General features: G+C 65.9%; 17 protein-coding genes. 6 read left to right on the forward strand and 11 right to left on the reverse strand.

Annotation, left to right across the window (positions count from 1 at the left end):
• Nucleotides 1–41: 41 nt before the first annotated feature.
• The 6 genes from HUN58_RS08415 to HUN58_RS08440 all read right to left on the reverse strand — a co-directional run bounded on the left by HUN58_RS08415 (nt 42) and on the right by HUN58_RS08440 (nt 6,520).
• Nucleotides 42–494, reverse strand: a complete 453-nt coding sequence (locus HUN58_RS08415; RefSeq protein WP_114848835.1) for an RbsD/FucU family protein — start codon at nt 492–494, stop codon at nt 42–44.
• A 3-nt stretch (nt 495–497) separates the two neighbouring features.
• Nucleotides 498–1,547 (reverse strand): ABC transporter permease, encoded by a 1,050-nt coding sequence (locus HUN58_RS08420; RefSeq protein ID WP_114848834.1) that lies wholly within the window; start codon nt 1,545–1,547, stop codon nt 498–500.
• A gap of 10 nt (nt 1,548–1,557) precedes the next feature.
• Complete coding sequence (locus tag HUN58_RS08425) at nt 1,558–3,114, reverse strand: sugar ABC transporter ATP-binding protein (protein ID WP_217488586.1); 1,557 nt, start codon at nt 3,112–3,114, stop codon at nt 1,558–1,560.
• Entirely contained in the window at nt 3,111–4,151 is a 1,041-nt protein-coding gene (locus HUN58_RS08430) for an ABC transporter substrate-binding protein (protein WP_114848833.1), read from the reverse strand. The genes HUN58_RS08425 and HUN58_RS08430 overlap by 4 nt, the downstream gene beginning before the upstream one ends.
• Before the next feature lie 63 nt (nt 4,152–4,214).
• Nucleotides 4,215–5,480, reverse strand: coding sequence for an MFS transporter (locus HUN58_RS08435; RefSeq protein WP_217488587.1), 1,266 nt, complete (start codon nt 5,478–5,480; stop codon nt 4,215–4,217).
• An 80-nt stretch (nt 5,481–5,560) separates the two neighbouring features.
• Complete coding sequence (locus HUN58_RS08440) at nt 5,561–6,520, reverse strand: sugar phosphate isomerase/epimerase family protein (protein WP_058740565.1); 960 nt, start codon at nt 6,518–6,520, stop codon at nt 5,561–5,563.
• A 183-nt stretch (nt 6,521–6,703) separates the two neighbouring features.
• Here HUN58_RS08440 and HUN58_RS08445 point away from each other — a divergent pair, with 183 nt between their 5' ends.
• Both HUN58_RS08445 and HUN58_RS08450 read left to right on the forward strand, forming a co-directional pair.
• Entirely contained in the window at nt 6,704–7,621 is a 918-nt protein-coding gene (locus tag HUN58_RS08445; RefSeq protein ID WP_167510008.1) for a ribokinase, read from the forward strand.
• Nucleotides 7,608–8,363, forward strand: a complete 756-nt coding sequence (locus HUN58_RS08450; RefSeq protein WP_180224650.1) for a DeoR/GlpR family DNA-binding transcription regulator — start codon at nt 7,608–7,610, stop codon at nt 8,361–8,363. The genes HUN58_RS08445 and HUN58_RS08450 overlap by 14 nt, the downstream gene beginning before the upstream one ends.
• Nucleotides 8,364–8,506: 143 nt before the next feature.
• Here HUN58_RS08450 and HUN58_RS08455 read toward each other — a convergent pair whose 3' ends face one another.
• Nucleotides 8,507–9,613, reverse strand: a complete 1,107-nt coding sequence (locus HUN58_RS08455; protein WP_180224651.1) for a phosphate ABC transporter substrate-binding protein PstS — start codon at nt 9,611–9,613, stop codon at nt 8,507–8,509.
• 417 nt (nt 9,614–10,030) lie between these two features.
• On the opposite strand from HUN58_RS08455, the gene HUN58_RS08460 reads away from it, so the two are divergent.
• Nucleotides 10,031–10,726, forward strand: a complete 696-nt coding sequence (locus tag HUN58_RS08460) for an ATP-binding cassette domain-containing protein (RefSeq protein ID WP_217488588.1) — start codon at nt 10,031–10,033, stop codon at nt 10,724–10,726.
• A 1,063-nt stretch (nt 10,727–11,789) separates the two neighbouring features.
• On the opposite strand, the gene HUN58_RS20925 is transcribed toward HUN58_RS08460, so the two are convergent.
• The 3 genes from HUN58_RS20925 to HUN58_RS08470 form a co-directional block, all read right to left on the reverse strand.
• Nucleotides 11,790–11,912, reverse strand: a complete 123-nt coding sequence (locus HUN58_RS20925) for a hypothetical protein (RefSeq protein ID WP_257222044.1) — start codon at nt 11,910–11,912, stop codon at nt 11,790–11,792.
• A 76-nt stretch (nt 11,913–11,988) separates the two neighbouring features.
• Complete coding sequence (locus tag HUN58_RS08465) at nt 11,989–12,738, reverse strand: SDR family NAD(P)-dependent oxidoreductase (protein ID WP_114848827.1); 750 nt, start codon at nt 12,736–12,738, stop codon at nt 11,989–11,991.
• Nucleotides 12,738–13,652, reverse strand: coding sequence for an SDR family NAD(P)-dependent oxidoreductase (locus HUN58_RS08470; RefSeq protein WP_114848826.1), 915 nt, complete (start codon nt 13,650–13,652; stop codon nt 12,738–12,740). Before HUN58_RS08470 ends, HUN58_RS08465 begins: the two co-directional genes overlap by 1 nt.
• A 93-nt stretch (nt 13,653–13,745) precedes the next feature.
• Here HUN58_RS08470 and HUN58_RS08475 point away from each other — a divergent pair, with 93 nt between their 5' ends.
• The 3 genes from HUN58_RS08475 (at nt 13,746) to HUN58_RS08485 (ending at nt 16,996) form a co-directional block, all read left to right on the forward strand.
• A complete protein-coding gene (locus HUN58_RS08475) occupies nt 13,746–14,333 on the forward strand; it encodes a TetR/AcrR family transcriptional regulator (protein WP_114848825.1) in 588 nt (195 codons plus the stop codon).
• A 579-nt stretch (nt 14,334–14,912) separates the two neighbouring features.
• Nucleotides 14,913–16,418, forward strand: coding sequence for an MFS transporter (locus tag HUN58_RS08480; protein WP_254631650.1), 1,506 nt, complete (start codon nt 14,913–14,915; stop codon nt 16,416–16,418).
• On the forward strand, nt 16,415–16,996 hold the full coding sequence (locus HUN58_RS08485) for a TetR/AcrR family transcriptional regulator (RefSeq protein ID WP_114848824.1): 582 nt from the start codon (nt 16,415–16,417) through the stop codon (nt 16,994–16,996). The genes HUN58_RS08480 and HUN58_RS08485 overlap by 4 nt, the downstream gene beginning before the upstream one ends.
• Before the next feature lie 313 nt (nt 16,997–17,309).
• Here the strand turns inward: HUN58_RS08485 and HUN58_RS20225 are convergent.
• Nucleotides 17,310–17,921, reverse strand: a 612-nt coding sequence (locus HUN58_RS20225; protein ID WP_217488589.1) for a hypothetical protein, incomplete at its 5' end; no start/stop codon positions are given.

The raw sequence follows: 17,921 nt of genomic DNA on the forward strand, positions 1-17,921 counted from the left end.
TCGGCAGACGACGGCTGCCTCGTCCACGAGGATCTGCCGGGTCACTCGCCGACTTCGATGGTTCCCTTGCGGAGGAGGAAACAACCGTAGGGGCCAGGGTCGGATGTCCGGATCACTGCGTACGCTCCGCGCGCTGCTTCGTAGAAGTCGAACCGTGCAAGCGCTTCCACGGTGACGGGCCCGCCTGCGGCCCGGTCAGCGACACGTTGCATCACCTGGTGCGCATCGACGAGCCGATCCGGTGCACCGACGACCTGCATCCGCCGGATCGGCGCATCGACGAAGGTGTCCAGTGGGAGCAGGGAGAGGATCGCGGTCGTCGCCCGCTCGATACCGCATCCCGTCATGTGTACGACGCTGCCGTGGACGGTGTGTGCGGCGATGGACGCTGCTGGGTGGTTGACGTCGCAGATCAGCACCTCGTCGCCGTGCCCCATCGCCATCAAGACGCTCAGCACCTCGGCGTTCAGGACCGGATCGATGCCTCGCAACATCGGTCACTCCTTCGCAGCGGCACGGTTGTTGAGCTGGTCGAACGCCACCGCGACGAGGATGAGTGCGCCGATCGCGATCTGCAGGGAGAACGAGTTCACGGCGAGGAGGTTGCCACCGTTGTTGAGCACGCCGATCAGCAGCGCCCCGCACGCAGCACCGATCGCGCTCCCACGTGCCCCGGACAAGCTGGCTCCGCCGATGACGCACGCGGCGATCGCCTGCAGCTCGAAACCCGTGCCCGCCGTCGGCACACCGGCACCGAGACGCGAGGTCAGCAGGATGCCCCCGACGGCGGACAGCAGGCCCGCGATGACGTAGACGCAGACCGTCACGAGTCTGACGGGAACGCCGGCGAGACGTGCAGCTTCCGCGTTCGACCCGACGGCGTAGACGTAGCGCCCGAACACCGTCCGCCTGAGCACGAACGCGGCGGCCGCGGCGATCAGGACGAAGAGGATGAGCAGGTTCGGGACACCGAAGACCGTGCCGTTGGCGAGCTGTTGGAAGCTGTCGGGCAGGCCCTGGACGGTGTTGGCGTCGGTGATCACGAGGACGATACCGCGGGCGATACCGAGCATGCCGAGGGTTGCGATGAACGGGGGCAGCTTGAAGCGTGTGACGACGAACCCGGTGAAGAGCCCGAGGACGGCGCCGATGAGGAGTCCGAGCGCGATCGCGGGGACGACCGGGACGCCGTCGACGATCAGCTGTGCGGTGACCGCCCCGGACAGGCCGAGGATCGATCCCGTCGACAGATCGATCCCGCCGGTGAGGATCACGAGGAGCTGCCCGATCGCGATGATGCCGTAGATCGAGACCTGTCGAGCGAGGTTGGCCAGGTTGTTGGCGGTGAGGAAGTCGTCGCTGAGGAGGGTCAGCGCGCCGAAGACGACGAGCAGGACGACGAGGACTCCGCTCTCGCGGCCGGCGATGCTCCCGAGCGTGGCGACCCTCGGCTTCGGGCTGATCCTCGCGGTGAGGGGGGCGCCACTGTCCCGGACCGTGCGGATGGTGGTGGTCTCGATGGCTTCGCGCCAGAGGAGTTTCGGCATGAGGTCTTCCCTAGGGGTTCTGTCCGACGGCGGTGTCGGATCGATCGTTGCGGAGGGACGGCGTTGCGCCGCTGGCGAGCTGGATGACGTCTTCCTCGGATGCCCCGCGGGGCAGTTCACCGGCGATGGCGTCCTCGCGGAGCACGACGACGCGGTCGGCGAGACCGAGGAGCTCGGGGAGGTAGGAGGAGACCACCACGACCGCGAGCCCCTGGCGGGCGAGGCCGTTGATCACGTCGTACAGCTCACCCTTCGCGCCGATGTCGATGCCCTTCGTGGGTTCGTCGAACATGATCACCTTGGGTTTGGTGAGCAACCACCGGGCGAGGAGGACTTTCTGCTGGTTGCCGCCGGAGAGGGACGAAACGGGCTGGTCGTACGAGCCGGCCCGGATCCGGAGGCTGTCGAGCAGCGCATCAGCCTCGCTGATCTGAGACTTCCGCGGCAGGAGCCCCTTCCGCGAACCGGTTCGCAGGCTCGCGATCGTCACGTTCTCCCTGATGGAGAGTTCGGGGAGGAGCCCGAGGACCTTCCGGTCCTCGGTGAGCAGCGCGACACCGGCGTTCATCATGCTCCGGGGGCCGTCCGGCCTGACGACCCGCCCGTCGATCCGGATCTCGCCTGCTGCGATCGAGTCCGACCCGAAGATGCTCAGGAGCAGCTCGCTGCGCCCTGACCCGAGCAGGCCGCCGATACCGAGGATCTCACCGCCGCGCGCGACGAGGTCGATCGGCGGGCTGTCCGGTGTGCGTCGGAGGCCGGTGACCGTGAGGCGCTCGGAGTGTTCCTCGCGGACCTCGTCCGGGTAGAGCGCGGTGACGTCCCTGCCCACCATCGCGGTGATGAGGGTGTCCTCGGTGTAGTCGGAGAGAGGCCCGCTCTGGGAGAGTTCACCGTCGCGAAGGACGGTGACCCAGTCGCCGATGGCGAACATCTCCTCGAGCCGGTGCGTGATGTACAGGATCGCGACGCCAGCTGCCTTGAAGCGTCGAATCTGCTCGAGGAGGCGATCCGACTCCGCTTCGGTCAACGCGGTCGTGGGCTCGTCGAAGACGATGACCTTGACCTGGTCGGCGGTCGCGACCTTGGCGACCTCGACCAGCTGTTTCGTCGCCGCTGGCAGGTGCTCCACCGTCGCCGACGGATCGACCTCGGTGAGCCCGAGGTCGTCGAGCGCGACCCGGCATCGGTCGTGGAGCTCGCCGGTGCGGATGAGGCCTGACCTGGAGGGGAGTCTGCCCATGAACACGTTCTCGGCAACCGAGAGGTGCGGCAGCAGGCTGAGCTCCTGGTACACCGCTTGCACTCCTGCAGCTCGCAACGCTGACGGTGTCGCGGTGGTCACGGGGTCGGAGTCGATCCGGAATTCTCCCGAGTCACGATGCAACGCTCCCGTGAGGATCTTGATCAGGGTGGACTTCCCGGCACCGTTCTCGCCTGCCAGGCAGTGCACCTGGCCGGCGACCAGCTTCAGGGACACCCCGCTGAGGGCCTGGACCGTTCCGAACGCCTTGGAGACGTCGACGAGGTGCAGGACCGCGGCTCCGTCGGGCTCGACGATCGTCACTTGTCGACCTTGGCGGTCTGCGGCTTCAGCAGGGTCTTGATCGCGGCGTCGTCCATGTTGTCGCGGTCGACGACGGCGACTCCGGGATCGAGGACCGCCGGCGGGATGCGCCCCTGGGAGGCCATGGCTGCCTCGACGACGCCCTGGTAGCCGAGGAACCAGGGGTTCTGCACCACGAGGGCGTCGATCGTCCCGGCCTTGAGCGCGGCGTTCTCGGCGGGGTCGGAGTCGAAGGCGACCACCGGGATGGTGTCCGCTGCCTTGTTGTCCTTGATCGCCGTGGCCGCTCCGACTCCGGAGCTGTTGTTGTCCGCGAAGACACCCACCAGGTCCGAGTGGGCCGAGATGGCGTCGTTCACCTGCGACGCGGCTGTGCTGATGTCGTTGTTGTTGTAGTTCTGCAGGCTCGCGTCGATCTTCGGGCAGTCCTTCGACAGACCGGACCGGAATCCTGCGTCGCGCTGCTGGTTGGCCTCGATGCCAGCGATCGGCGCTTCGACGAGGACCTTGCCGGTGGTCGTCCCCTGGGCGGTCAGGAGCTTGCACATCTTCTCGCCAGCGGAGGTGCCGGCGAGTTCGTTGTTGGTTCCGATGTGGCCGTCGACGTCTGCGGTGACGCGGGTGTCGGCGGTGATCACCTTGATCCCGGACTTCCGGGCCGCGTTGACGGATGCGTTCAGCGCCTCGCTCGAGCTCGGTGCGACGACGATCGCGTCCGCTCCGCGAGCCACGGAGTTCTCGACGAGCTGCACCTGGCCGGCGATGTCCGTCTCCGACGTCGGACCGAAGGTGCTGACGTCGACGCCGTAGTCCTTGGCTGCTGCTTCCGCACCGGCGAGGAGGGTCTGCCAGTACTCGGAGTCGGTTGCTCGGATGATCACGTCGACCTTCACACCGGCGGCCGCACCTGCGGATCCGGAACTGCGTGCGTCGGCGTTCGAGACGGTGGCTCGTCCGCCGACGACACCGCCGACCACTGCGACGAGTGCGATCGCCACGACGAGGGAGAGGGAGAACACGGTTCTGGTTCGCGCCATTGCGTTGACCTTCTGGGATGCGCCGCACACTCGGGTGCCGCGGGGTGGGTGAGGAGAGGAGGTTCAGTTGTGGACCGGGACGGGTTCGTCACGGCTCGCGGGAGCAGCGTCGGTGGACGCTTTCTCGGCGGGGGTCTTCAGGAAGGGGGTGAGGATCGCGCTGAGGAGGTAGAAGCCGGCGTAGATGCCGAGGACGCCGCCTGCGCCCAACCACCCGAAGAAGAGTCCGGCGAGGGCCGGTGCGACGAACGCGGAGAGTCCGGCTCCGAGGTTGAGTACGGACATCGCTGCGCCCTTGTTGTCCGGCGCGAGCAGTGGGAAGAGCGCGGACAGCGGCACGAAGCCGGCCATCGTCACGCCGCACAGGCAGAGCACGACCGTCATCAGCGCCACGTCGTGGCCGATGAGGTGCGGCGTGAGGAACACCGCGACGAGCACGACGGAGTAGGCCACGCCGCCGACCCAGCCGATCGTGCGTCGCCAGCCGATCTTGTCGCCGACGTAGCCGAAGAACAGGTTGGCGAAGATGGCGACGGTGAACACGAGGGACCACATCTGCAGCCACTCTGTGGTCGTGTAGCCGAAGGACGCGAGGTAGATCGGCATGAACACCGGCAGGCCGTACTGCGCCAGCCCGTTGATCGTCTTCACGAGGAGACCGATCGAGATCGTCGGTCGTCCGATCAGGGTGACGGCCTTCGACAGCTCGCGCGCACTGAACGGATGGATCTCCTCGGACGGGACGGTTGCTCGGTTGGCGATCGTGGCGACGAGTGCTCCGACGATGACGAAGGCCAGGCCGGTCCACAGCACCGCGATGTGCCCGAATGCGGGCAAGGCGAGTGACGAGTAGAACGGACCGATCACGCTGAGGCCGAGCGAGAACATGAACCAGAACCAGCCGGCGGCGAGGCCACGGCGCTCCAGCGGGGCGCTGTAGTTGATCCAGGTGAGGAACGAGTACGCGAACAGCGGGTAGCCCAGGCCCCGGATCGCGTAGAAGACGAGCATCACCGGCCAGTCGAGGCTGGTGACGCCGAATCCGATGAACCCGACGCTGCCGACCAGGAACGCGGCGAGGGCGAGGAGCATGACCTTGCGTGGCCCCATGGTCTGCACGAGGACGCCGGAGAACCAGGCCGCGATCGCGACCGTTACTCCGTAGACCGTGATCAGGGCGGCGGTGTCGGAGACGGTGACGCCGCGGGAGACGAGCCACGGCGAGATCCACCCTTGTTCGACGCCGTCACCCACCATGAAGAGGACGAGTCCGATGTAGCCCCAGACGAGGTTTCGGGGCAGTCCTATGCGGTCGAGGACGCGGTTCACTTCGGAGCCTTTCTGTTCACACCATCGGGAGGAGAGGCGAGGCCGGCCGGCGCAGGAATGTGCGCCGGCCGGGTTCACGGTCAGACGGCGAGTTCGCCCTGGTACTTCGACGACCCGATGCCGAGGAGTTCGTTGCGCAGTCGCTGCGCTGCGATGCCGTCCTGCGAACGGATGACCTCGGTGATGCGGTCGACACCGACAGCCTTGACCTTCTCGAAGAAGAGCTCGACGGTGGCGCGGTTGGTCTCGGCCTCGTCCTGCGCGTCCTCGCGGATCGGGAAGGTGTCGAAGTAGATGACTCCGTCCCACTCGTGGCGGAGGAGGAAGTAGATCATCTCCATGGTCTCGAACGGGTGGATGGATCCGATCATGAGGCCGTCGTCGTGGGCGTTGTTGCCGTCGTTGAGGTGGATCCCGAAGAGCTTGCCCTGCTCGAGGAGCAGCGACGCCCCGAACGCAGGCTGGTCTCCGGCCATCAGCATGTGTGCGAAGTCGAGGGTCGCTCCGAGGTTCGGGCGGTCGATGCGGGTGATGACGTCGAGCGTCTGTCCGAAGCTGTTGATCATCGAGTGCACGCGCTCCTCGTACGGCTTGTACTCGATGCTGATCCGGAAGTCCGGGCGGTGGTCGGCCAGTTCCTGGAAGGCGGACACGATGCGCTGCAGGTCGGCCGCGTAGTCCTTCTGGAACGTGAAGTCGTAGCCGTCGAATCCGAGCCAGACGGTGAGCAGGTCGCTGCCGCAGGTCGCGGCGGCATCGATCGCGTCCTTCGCCAGGTCGATCGCGGCTCGGCGGACCGTCTCGTCCGGGTTGCTGAACTCGCCGGCGACGAACTGCTTGCGGAAGCGCGTGGCGTTGCCGTTGAGCGTCAAGCCGAGTTCGTCCAGGAGCGCCTTCATGGCCTCCGGTTCGACGCTCTCGAAGTGCTCGGGGTAGTTGAGGTCGACGTAGTCGACGCCCTCGGTCGCAGCGATGCGGCGGAGAGCAGCGGGGACGTCGCCGCCGCTGACGAAGGAGTTGAGGCGCGTTGCGAACTTCATGTCGGCGAAGCTAGCCCGGCCTGACAAGTTTGGTCAAGTTTTTTCTTTTTGCGTCGCCGTCTTTGACAACGAGCGTCAGATCTTCCTAGGCTCAGCCCGTGTCGGCAACGCGGTGAGAGATCCGCTTGCCGCACGGCTGCTCCGCGCTGGAGCATGAGCGAGCACAACGAGGTGGAGGTCCCCATGGCAGGCACGGACGTCTTGGTCGTCGGGAGCGTCAACTACGACTACATCGTCACGCAGGACCGTCTCCCCCGCCGCGGCGAGACCTTCGCTGCAGCCGAGGCGAAGGGTGCGTTCGGCGGGAAGGGCGCGAACCAAGCGGTTCAGGCTGCGCGACTCGGAGCGACGGTCCGGTTCATCGGCGCCTGCGGTGCCGATGGTCTGGGCCGGCTGTGCCTCGACAACCTGCGGAGCCATGGCATCGACTGCCACATGCGACCGACCGACGAGTCCAGCGGGTTGGGCATCGTCCACGTCGTGGGTGAGGGCGATGTGTACGCCACCATCGTCGAAGGTGCCAACGGGGCGATCGACCCGGGCTGGATCGATGAGAACCAGCAGCTGTTCCAGGAAGCCGGCGTCGTCGTGATCCAGAACGAGATCCCTGCCGAGGCGAACGAACGGACCGTCGAACTGGCGGCAGCCGCCGCGGTACCGGTCGTGTTCAACGCCGCTCCTGCTCGCCCCGTCGCGGAGCGTGTGACGCGCCGGTGCACATGGTTCGTGGTGAACGAGGAGGAGGCGAGCGCGTACATCGGCCGCGACCTCGGCGACGTCCACGACGACGCGGCCATGCAGCGCGCGGTGGTCGACCTGCAGCGCTTCTGCCAGGGGGTGGTCCTGACGCTCGGGAGCCGCGGGTGCTACGTCGCCGACAGCACCACCGTCCAGTTCGTCGAGGCCGTCCCCGCTCACGCCGTAGACTCGACCGGCGCCGGTGACTCGTTCATCGGGGCGTTCGCCAATGCCCTCGTCAACGGGTCCGACCCCTTCGCTGCTGCAGTCGATGCGACGCGTGTGGCGTCGATCACCGTCGAGGGCGTCGGCGCGCAGTCCAGCATGCCGACCCGCGAGGTGCTCACCAGTGAAGTCCTTTGAGCGACACCAGCTGATCCTCGAACAGGCCGCCGCCGGCGACCCGGTGACGATCGAGGCGTTGATCGACGTGACGGGCGCGTCACCGTCGACGGTGCGCCGGGACATCAAGGCCCTCGAGGACACGGGCAGGATCGTGAGCCTGCGCGGCGGCGCCATCCGGCTCGAAGACGCTGCGAGCGAGGTGCCGATCGCGACGAAGTCCCTCATCAACCGGGCCCAGAAGACCGCGATCGCCGAAGCCGCCGCCGCGCTCGTCGCCGACGGTGACACGGTCTACGTGGATTCAGGAACGACTGCGACCGAACTCATGCGAGCGCTCCGTGGTTCGCGTGTGCACGTGATCACCTCGAACACGCACGCGCTGAACCTGCCGCTGCCTCCGAGTGTCACCGTCACGGCACTCGGCGGAGACGTGCTGCCCGTGATCGGCTCCGTGGCAGGTCCGATCACTGATCGCGAACTCGCCGACCTGTACTTCGACAAGGCGTTCATCGGCGTGACCGGCATCGATGCCGCCGCCGGGGTGACGACGTTCGACATCCGCGAGGCGAACAAGAAGCGGATCGTGCACGCACACAGCAAGCACACCTACGTGCTCGCCGACAGCAGCAAGTTCAACCAGGTGTCCCTCTGCCATGCCTTCACGCTCGCCGATTGCACCGTGATCACAGACTCGGACGACGAGGTCCTCCAGCACGCCGGCGCGGCAGTGATCGCGTTGACGAGCAGCACGCCTTCCTGATCTCACCGAAACGGCATCACACTGATCGCGAATCCGCTGGCAGCCCGCTCACCGACCGGAGTGCGCTCGACGGCAGCGTCGGGAGGACAAGGAAGGAGCACGGCCCGTTGGCGGCCGTGCTCCTTCCTGCATGTCGGTTGCTGCTACTTGATGGAGGCGACGGCCTTCGCGGCCTTCTCCGACAGGTCGGAGGTGAGGGCGGCCGACTTGGCCTCCTTCGCGGCGGCCTCCTGCGCGTCCTGCGTGACGACGTAATCGAGGTAGCCCTTCACGAGCGCACCCTTGTCGGCGTCCTTGTAATCCTGGCAGGCGATCGCGTAGGAGACCAGGACCAGCGGCCACGCACCCTCGGCGGTGTCCTTGCGGTCGATGTCGATCGCCACGTCGTTGGCTTCGCGACCGGTCTCGAGCTCCGAGTCAGAAACGACCTTGGCAGCGCCCTCGGCCGAGATCTCGGTGGCCGTGGAGCCGACCATGAGCTTGGCCTTGTCGAGGTCACCGGCGCCGGAGTCGTCGATGTAGGTGATGGCGTTCGAGGCGGTGGACATGGTCGAGGCGATACCCGAGGTGCCCTTCGCACTGTCGCCGACGGAGTACGGGAAGGTCTGACTGGGCTCCTCGGTCCAGACATCCGGCGCGTTCGCGTTGAGGTACTGACTGAAGTTGTACGTCATGCCGGAGTCGTCCGAGCGGTGCACGACGGTGATGTTCGTGTCCGGCAGGTCGACGCCCTTGTTCAGGTCGGCGATCTCGGAGGCGTTCCACTTGGTGATCTTGCCGGAGAAGATGCCCGCGATGGTCTTCGCGTCGAGCGTGGGCTCCTTGACGCCGTCGACCTTGTAGGCGATGGCGATCGGGGAGATGTAGACCGGGATGTCGATGGCCTTGTCCGCGCACAGGTCGAACGAGCCTGAGAGCTCCTCGTCCTTGAGCGCGGCGTCGGAGCCGGCGAAGTCCGCGGCACCCGAGATGAAGTTCTTGCGGCCGGCGCCGGAGCCGTCGGGCGAGTAGTTGACCGTCACGCCGGAGGCGACGTTCTGGAAGTTCGCAGCCCACACACCCTGAGCGGTCTGCTGGGTGCTCGCACCAGAGCCGGTCAGCGTGCCCGAGAGCTTCGAGTAGTCGGTGCCGGAGCTCGAGGTCGGCGCGGCGGTGTCGCCGCTGCCGCTCTCGTTCGAGGCGCAGGAGGACAGCGCGACGGCGCCGGCGATCGCGATCGCTGCGATCGAACCGATTCGCTTGGTGTTCACAGGGGTCCCTTCGGGGGCGTACGTCGGAAAGTCGCCCGGCAGACGCCAGCACCGGCGAACCCTGCCGCGCGACGAAACAAAATTAAGTGGGCCTCATGGTGATGCTGCTCGAGAGCGGTTACTCGACCTGCTGGTTGCGGAGGCCGATCAGGAGGGTATTGCGGCGCTGCTCGTCACCCACGATGAAGCCGTCGCGAAGCGGATGCAACGCTTGGTACACCTACGAGACGGCCGCGTCGGAGAGGAAGATCACGGCAGCGGTCGCCGAGCCGTCATCTCGGCCGACGGCTCCATCCCAATTCCCGAGCACTTGCGCGCCCGCTGGCCCGCCGGCTCGCTGGTGTCCGTCCAAGCAGACAGACCAGACGCTCTCAGGGTGAGTCGAGATGACGCCGAGGACAACGATACGGAGGCGGTATGACTGGCGAAGTAGAGAGATGTGATCAAGGATCTTTGATCCTCGAAGAAGTCCTCCTCGAAATGAATGACCGGGCAGTCCTCACCGTCAATCGAGTGATTCCGCAGGGAAGCGTAGTTGCCGTGACCGGCCATGACGGGGCCGTCATCACAGACTTCCTGAACCACATCGTTCACCATTTGCGCAAGCACGGCGAGAAAACACCCGTATCAGGATCGATCGTGGAAGGTTCCATCCGCCTTCATGGGCCGCTCGCGGAGCGGGCGTCACACGTGTCCGAGATGTCACGCGAGCACGACCTGATCAGCGGCCTGAGTGCAGCCGAGAACGTCGCACTCGAACTCATCGCTGCCAAACAAGCCAGCTCAGCTGAACTCATCCGAGCGGCGCTCGATGCCGTCGGTCTTCCAACGGCGGTGCACCACAACCTCGTGGAACAACTCTTCGGCGGCCAGCAGCAGCGCGTTGCCCTGGCCCGCGCGATGGTCGTCGATGCCCCCGTCAAGGTACTTGACGATCCCGCAAGTGAACTCGACCCCATCTCCCGAGACGTCGTCTACGATGCTCTTGCCCAGCTTGCCAGTCAAGGCAGCATCGTCATCGTGGGGACCCCCGGATCCGATCCAGGGCCGAAAGCCGACATCATCATCCGGCTCAACAAGGGCGGCCGACACGTTGCCCAACTTCGACGCTGACCGCTGAATCGGGGTCCCATGGTTGATCATCAGCTGAGGGGTTCTGGTCCATCTGGAACTCGCGCTCAGTTTCAAATTCTGCGCGAAAGCGGACTGCGGCTCTCGCTGGCCGAGTAGCGGGCACTTCTGGTCGCGAGCTGACTGGATCTGCAGGCATGGTGGATCTCGTGACTAGCGCCCGCGCATCACGACTGGATCTAGCCGTCCGTCATTCATGGTTTCGGCAGTCTGACGATGCATAATGCGGCTGCTGGAACACAGGTCAGCTCAAGCCCGAGCGCGTTCATGAGAAGATGCAGGAACCGCGTCCTGTCCGAGTGGTCACCATGATGACGATCAACCCCGATACTTCTACTTTTGGGCTCCCTTCTGGCGGCGTTGCGCGGAGATTCGACGGCACTGCTGACGCCCGGGTGCGGGCTCTACTGCGAATTCGGCGTTCGGGAGCGTTCCGCGACCGATCGGGCCTCGCTTCGTGGTCCCATGTAGCGACGACGGCTGAGTCGCACGCGCACTGACGACCGAGTTGGCGTGGCCTCCGGAGCGTCACGAACGCTTGCATCCGGCCTTTCGCGTCTTGCCTGCTCGTCCCTGTCGCAGATGCTCGTTACGCTCGTGAAGGCGCGACGCGACGACCGCCAATCCCGCGCCGGAAGGAACGCCAAGCCCAGAAGTCCGCTCCTCCCGCGTCCGGGCAGACGCGCAGCCCGCGTTGCCAGCGCCGTCGCGGTCGTCTCGACCCTTGCCCTTGCTCTGACCAGGTGCTCGGAATCCTCGATCGAACAGGGCGGCGCTGGCACTACGGCCCGGAGCGGGCTCGTCCCCGAATCAACCAGCGTGGACATCCGCACGCAGCCCGGTGCTGCGCTCGATCAGGTGCTCATCGACAACCTGCATCAGGGGCTCGTCGGCCGGGCGATGGACGGCATCGGTGCGATCCGTGGCGTGCTCCTCTCGAAGCACGAGCTCTCGTCCGACGGGCTCACCTTCACGGTCATCCTTGGGACGGCAGGAAGTTCCAGGACAGCAAGCCGGTTATCGCGGCTGACGTCGTCTGGTCTCTTCAGCAGGTCAAGGACAACGCGTCGTTCGTCGACTCGGCCCAGCCCGCAAACATCACATCAATCGCGTCGCCGTCGTCAGACCAGATCGTCCTGACGCTCGATTTCGAAGCTGTGGCGGTCATGATGCCTCCTCCCGGCTACGCCCCGCGGGGCAGGGCGTAGCCGCCAGAGCGGATGTGACTTTGGTCGCGTCGCGGGTCAGCTCTTCTGCATGAAGCCGCCGTCGACGCTGTGAGTGATGCCGGTGACGAAGCTGGCGTCGTCGGAAAGTAGCCACGCGACTACTGCCGCGACTTCTCGCGGCGTCCCCATCCTGCCCACTGGCATCTGCGCCGCGTACAGCGCTCGGATCTCATCGTCGAGCGCTGCTACTGCGGGGGTGTCGATCAGGCCAGGGGCGACAGCGTTGACCCGGATGCTGTCGCGGGCGTACTCGAGTGCTGCTTGCCCCGTGAGAGAAATGACACCGGCTTTCGCTGCAGCATAGGCGGGCTGACCGATCGTGGCACGAAGTCCGGCATCGGAGGCCATGTTGACGATCGACCCGCCCCCGTGCTCGAGGAAGAAGCTGATCTCGGCTTTCATCGACAGCCAGATGCCTTTGAGGTCGATGCTGTGGACGCGATCCCACCACGTCTCGTCGAGATCGTGGATGCGAGCGTGCGGATGGCCGATCCCAGCGACGTTCGCGGCTTGGTGGAGTGCGCCGAAGGTGTCCACGGCGTGTTCGACGAGGGCGATCGTGTCCTCGGCGCGTGAGACATCTGTGCGGATGAATGACGCCGCGCCTCCGGCTGTGATGATCTCATCGACCACGCGGGTGCCAGCTGCCTCGAACACATCACCGATGACGACCTTGGCGCCGCGTTCGGCGAGCAGCTTCGCGGTTGCTTCTCCGATGCCGGAGGCGCCGCCGGTGACGACGACGACCTTGTCCTGGAGCGTCATCAGCGGACCAACGCAAACTCTTCGTTCATGGACCCAGGAATGGAATATCCGTCCAGGTCGCGTATCTGGTCGATGTGTGCGGCGACGTCGTCGGGGGTGGCGACCGGCTCATCGGCAGCAACATGCCAGCCTGGCGTGACCCCCATGAAGACACGCGCATAACGGCCGCGTGCGATCGAGTAGAGCTCGTGCGAGCGGGTGTTTGCGTCGCTGGCGAGGTATGCGACCAAGGCGCTGATCATCTCGGGTTCTGCGTGCGCTGGCGTTGTCGGCATACCGACGAATTGGTCCTCGTTCATGTCCGCTCCCATCCGACTGAGCGCCGCGGGCAGGATCGTGTTCGCGAGGATGCCGTGCGGCGCTCCTTCCAGCGCGACCACGTTAGCGAGGCCAAACACCCCACCCTTGGCCGCTGCATAGTTGGCCTGCTGGATCGACCCGAACAAACCTGCAGCAGAGGATGTGAACACGATGCGGCCGTAGCCGTTCTCCCGCATGTTCGTGAAGGCGGGCTGCGTGACGTAGAACGCGCCGTTGACGTGCACCGCCAGCAGGGCGTCGATCGCTGTCGGGGTCAAGTCGGTGAAGGCGGCGTTGCGGATGTTGCCGGCGTTGTTGATCAGAATGTCGATCTTGCCGAAGGCGTCGAGAGCGGTCTGAACGATGGATCGGCCTCCCTCAGGGGTGGCAACCGAGTCGTAGTTCGAAACCGCCTCACCGCCGGCGGCCCGGATCTCCTCGACGACCTGGTCGGCCATGGCGGTTCCGCCGTTCTCCCCGCTGATGTCACCGCCGAGGTCGTTGATGACCACCTTCGCTCCGCGGCTCGCGAGCTCGAGGGCATGAGCCCGACCTAAGCCCCCGCCGGCCCCTGTCACAACCGCCACGCGGCCAGTGAACGACACTGCAGACATGTTCTCTCCTTCGAGACTCGGCCTCTCCGAGCGTGTGGCACATCATGCCACTTAGCGGATGTGTGCCACCACGGATTGCGGGATACTTGAAGCATGGACACGCAGTCGATCGGCGATGAGACGCAGCAGCTCGCGCCGCTTCGGGTGCGTCGCAGGACGGCGACGCAGGCAGACATTGCGGAGGCAGCGGCGTCGCTGTTCGAGCGGCACGGGTTCGAGAACGTCACTGTCGAGCAGATCGCCACGGCAGCGGGGATCTCAATGCGTACGTTCTACCGGCACTGCTCGGGCAAAGATGAAGCACTCTCGGTCGGTCTGCGTGCGGGCCCAGATGAGCTGACGGCAGCCATCCGGAAGCGTCGCGACCTACCGCTGCTCGATGCAGTGGTAGCCGGGTTCATGGAGGTATCAGCCGGCCCTGTCCGCCGCAGCGAGCTGCGACTGATACTCGGGACACCGGCGCTTCGCATGTCATGGCTGGCCGCTGGCCGCGCCGCCCAGGAAGATCTCGTTGCCGTCATTCATCAGTATTTCCCCACCATCACCGCACTCGAAGCCCAAGCCCGGTCAGCTGCGATCGTCGCCATCCTCACCGTGGTCCTCGAGAGCTGGACCACCGCGGAAGACGACGACCTTCAACTCCGATCCCAGCAAGCTCTCCGTGTCCTCACCGACTGGTAGGCCGAGTCAAAGAGTCACGGAGTGGCCGTTGCTCCGCCAACCGTTGCCACATCGACGCTGATAACGTGATCAGATGGAACAGAACCTCAGCATTCATGGCTCGGCTGGGCACGATGCTGCGAAGGTGCGGGTCGGAGATGCAGGAGTGGCTCGCTGCGCGGGATGCGGGAAGCAAATGAGGTTTGACACACGTGCTAACGGCTGGTTGACACTTCTCACCACCGATGAGGCCGCGTCGTAAGACTTGATGCCCAAATAGCTTCAGTCGGTTCCACTACAAGCGTCATGATGTCCCCTGACGGGGGACCTTCAGCGCATCTCGGTCAGGCCACGAGGCAACGATCGCTCGCTGATGAGTTGTGTGCATGGCAATGGTCACGCCATGCGCTCATGCCGCAGAGGAGCCGCGGTGGCTTCCGTTCAACCGACTCAGAACAGGGTACTGAGCTCCGAACGATCGACGACGAGGAATCACGCTGTCGTTGGCACGGCCACGCGCTTGCGGGCTTCGGGGCCCCGAGCCCGCTCTCATCAATCGTTGTCAGTTTTACCGACCATCCGGTCTGTACCGTGCTGGTGGTGAGCTCGTTCGAAGTCCTGACGACCGAGAAGGCGACGCCACGGGAGTGGGCATCGCTTGGCATCCTCACCCTCGCGGTCATGCTGCTGTCCATCGACGGCACGGTTCTAGCGTTGGCGGTGCCCTCGATCAGCGAGGATCTCCAGCCGACCAGCACGCAGATCCTCTGGATCGGCGACATCTACTCGTTCGCCCTGGCCGGCCTGCTGATCACGATGGGGAACATGGCAGACAGGGTCGGGCGGAAACGGCTGCTCCTGATCGGTGCGGCCTGCTTCGGAGCGGCATCTGTGCTGGCAGCCTTCGCGCCGACCGCGGAGGTGCTCATCGCAGCGCGAGCCCTGCTCGGTGTCGCCGGGTCGACGCTGATGCCGTCGACGCTCTCCCTGGTCCGCGCGACGTTCCGCGACGCGCGGCAGCGAACCACAGCGATTGCGGTGTGGGCGGCCGGCGCATCAGGCGGCGCGGCGGCCGGACCCCTCATCGGCGGGGCGCTGCTAGAGCACTTCTGGTGGGGCTCGGTGTTCCTGATCAACGTGCCCGTCATCGTCCTGATCCTGACCGGGGGCGTGTTCCTGCTGCAAGAGTCCCGCGGGGAAAGCCGCAACCCCATCGATCTGCTCTCCGCTGTGCTGTCCATCGCAGCAATCGTCCCGGTGGTCTACGCGGTGAAGCACCTCGCCGGAGAAGGCCTCGACGGGACCGTTCCTGCGTTCACGGCGCTCGGTGTCGTAGCGGCCGTGCTCTTCGTTCGACGTCAGCGACGTCTGCAGACACCGCTGATCGACCTCGAACTGTTCCGGGTCCCGGCGTTCAGCGGTGCGATCCTGGCGAACGCGCTCGGAGTGTTCGCGTTCATCGGGTTGCTGTTCTTCTTCTCGCAGTACCTGCAGCTGGTTCGGGGCCTCTCTCCCCTCGAGGCCGGTATCCACCAGCTCCCCGCAACAGTGGCATCGGTCGCGGTCGTCGCCGTTGTCGGTTTGCTCTCTCGCCGTCTCGGGAAGGGACGCGCCATCGGCGGCGCGCTCCTCCTCGCCGGGGCGGGGATGGCGTCCCTCGCCTCTACCGAGGGTCTCTCCGCGTACTTCGGGATCGCGTTGTCGCTGGTTGCTCTCGGCCTCGGGGAAGGCATCGCCATGACCCTCGCCACCGATGCCGTCGTCGCGGCGGTCCCACGCGAACGTGCCGGAGCAGCGTCCGCGATCTCAGAGACCGCGTACGAACTCGGCACAGCGCTCGGCATCGCGATCCTGGGCTCCCTGCAGACCGCGTTCTACCGCTCCCGACTCAATCTTGACGACGTCCCCAAAGACGAGGCAGCCGCGGTGCGAGAGTCGCTTGCCAGTGCCACTGAAGCACTACCGTCAGGTTCAACGGCTCTCCTGCACGCGCAGGAAGCGTTCACGGCCGGCATGCAGGTCACAACCGTCCTCGCTGCCGTGCTCCTAGCCGCTGGCGGCATCCTTGCTCTCCGCGTCATCCCATCCGAGCGGGAGAAGTCATGACCGATGCGCCTCGACGACCTCGGCATCCGCGCGACAGAGCGCTGACCCGCAGGCAGATCCTCGATGCCGCAGAACAACTGCTCGCCGCGCACGGCACGGCGGTGAGCATCGCCGCCGTCGCCGTCAAAGCGGGCGTCTCAAAAAGTGGACTGCTGCATCACTTTCCCTCCCGAGACGCACTGCTCGTCGCCGTCGCAGACCGCGGTCTGCGGACGCTCGTGACAGAAGTAGATCAGCAAATCGATCCCGCAGACGCGTCACCGGGACGGGGAACTCGTGCGTACGTCAGCGCCCTGTGTGGCGGCAGCGCCGCAGCAGCAGCCGTGTTCTCGCCGACGTCACTCCTGAACGCCCTGCTGGACGCACCTGGGACGAAGGCCCTCCTGCAAGCTGACGCCGAGTACTGGCGCCGGTTCTTCGCAGACGACGGGCTCCCCGCCGCACGGTACCTCGTGATCCGCCATGCCGCTGAAGGTCTCGCCGCATCCTCCGCGGTGACCCCCTACCTCACCGCAGACGAGCTCAACGTCGCCCGGGACGCCCTCCTCGACCTCACACGAAGTGACCCATCGACTTGATGGAGATCGCCGCCAAGCGGTTGCGGCGGCACAGCTAACCGCCGAAAGCGCTGATCACTGAAGACTGACCCCACGAGTAGTAGCCGGCATGAAGCGGTCGCAGCCACTGCAACGGACTGAAGCTTGCAGCATTGGTCCGATTGCATGTGGTTGAGGACGCGGGTATCGCGTTCAGCCTCATCGAAGCCGAGCACGCTGACGTCCGCTTGACGTGGAGAACGGGCGGAAGACGCCGTCCCCGTGGTCGGGGGCGGCGCCTTCTCGTGGTGGTGCTGGTGCGGGTCGTGCCCGCGGGGTCTTGCTCGACCGGTGCTTACTTGATCTGTGCGGTGATGGTCGCGGTCCCGACGAGGAGACCACCCTTGACCGCGTCGGTCTTGAAGGTGCTGTTGAGCAGCTTCGCGGCGTCGTCGGAGACGTGGACCGTGGTGCCGGTCAGGATCGCGTTGTCACCCTCGAGCTGCAGCGGCTTGAGCGTGCCACCGTGCAGCGAGAACAGGTACGCGTTGGACGCGGCGACCTGCCCGTTGACCAGCACGTCACCGTAGAGCTTGGACGAACCCGGGTTCACCACGAAGTTCTCCAGCGTCACCGTCGTGTCACCGGCCTTGAGCGTCAGGCCCGAGTCGTCGTGGTCCAGCAGCCCCTGCACGTACGGGCGGTAGTTGCCGTCCGGCGACCAGTACGTCACCGAACCGGCCGTGATCGGGAACGACACCGACCCGTTCTCCAGCTTCGCGTTGCCCGACACACCCGGGGTCAGGCCCAGCGAGGTCAGCGCGTCGGTGAAGCCCTTGTCCAGCGCGACGGCGGTGTTGCCGCCCTTGACCTCCGGCACCGACGCGACCGGGCCGGGGATCTTCGACGAGGACGAGGAGACGGTGTGGACGGTGCCGTCGGCCTGCGCGGCGGACACACCGAACGC

The sequence above is a fragment of the Curtobacterium sp. Csp1 genome, assembly GCF_013347185.1.

Excerpts from the sequence above, each read along its gene's own strand:
- HUN58_RS08420 (WP_114848834.1), bottom strand. The coding sequence starts at position 1,547 with ATGCCGAAACTCCTCTGGCGCGAAGCCATCGAGACCACCACCATCCGC.
- HUN58_RS08485 (WP_114848824.1), top strand. The coding sequence starts at position 16,415 with ATGACCGATGCGCCTCGACGACCTCGGCATCCGCGCGACAGAGCGCTG.
- HUN58_RS20925 (WP_257222044.1), bottom strand. The coding sequence starts at position 11,912 with ATGACCGCCACAGCTTCGAAATCGAGCGTCAGGACGATCTGGTCTGAC.
- HUN58_RS08465 (WP_114848827.1), bottom strand. The coding sequence starts at position 12,738 with ATGACGCTCCAGGACAAGGTCGTCGTCGTCACCGGCGGCGCCTCCGGC.
- HUN58_RS08430 (WP_114848833.1), bottom strand. The coding sequence starts at position 4,151 with ATGGCGCGAACCAGAACCGTGTTCTCCCTCTCCCTCGTCGTGGCGATC.
- HUN58_RS08415 (WP_114848835.1), bottom strand. The coding sequence starts at position 494 with ATGTTGCGAGGCATCGATCCGGTCCTGAACGCCGAGGTGCTGAGCGTC.
- HUN58_RS08460 (WP_217488588.1), top strand. The coding sequence starts at position 10,031 with ATGACTGGCGAAGTAGAGAGATGTGATCAAGGATCTTTGATCCTCGAA.
- HUN58_RS08475 (WP_114848825.1), top strand. The coding sequence starts at position 13,746 with ATGGACACGCAGTCGATCGGCGATGAGACGCAGCAGCTCGCGCCGCTT.
- HUN58_RS08470 (WP_114848826.1), bottom strand. The coding sequence starts at position 13,652 with ATGTCTGCAGTGTCGTTCACTGGCCGCGTGGCGGTTGTGACAGGGGCC.
- HUN58_RS08445 (WP_167510008.1), top strand. The coding sequence starts at position 6,704 with ATGGCAGGCACGGACGTCTTGGTCGTCGGGAGCGTCAACTACGACTAC.
- HUN58_RS08440 (WP_058740565.1), bottom strand. The coding sequence starts at position 6,520 with ATGAAGTTCGCAACGCGCCTCAACTCCTTCGTCAGCGGCGGCGACGTC.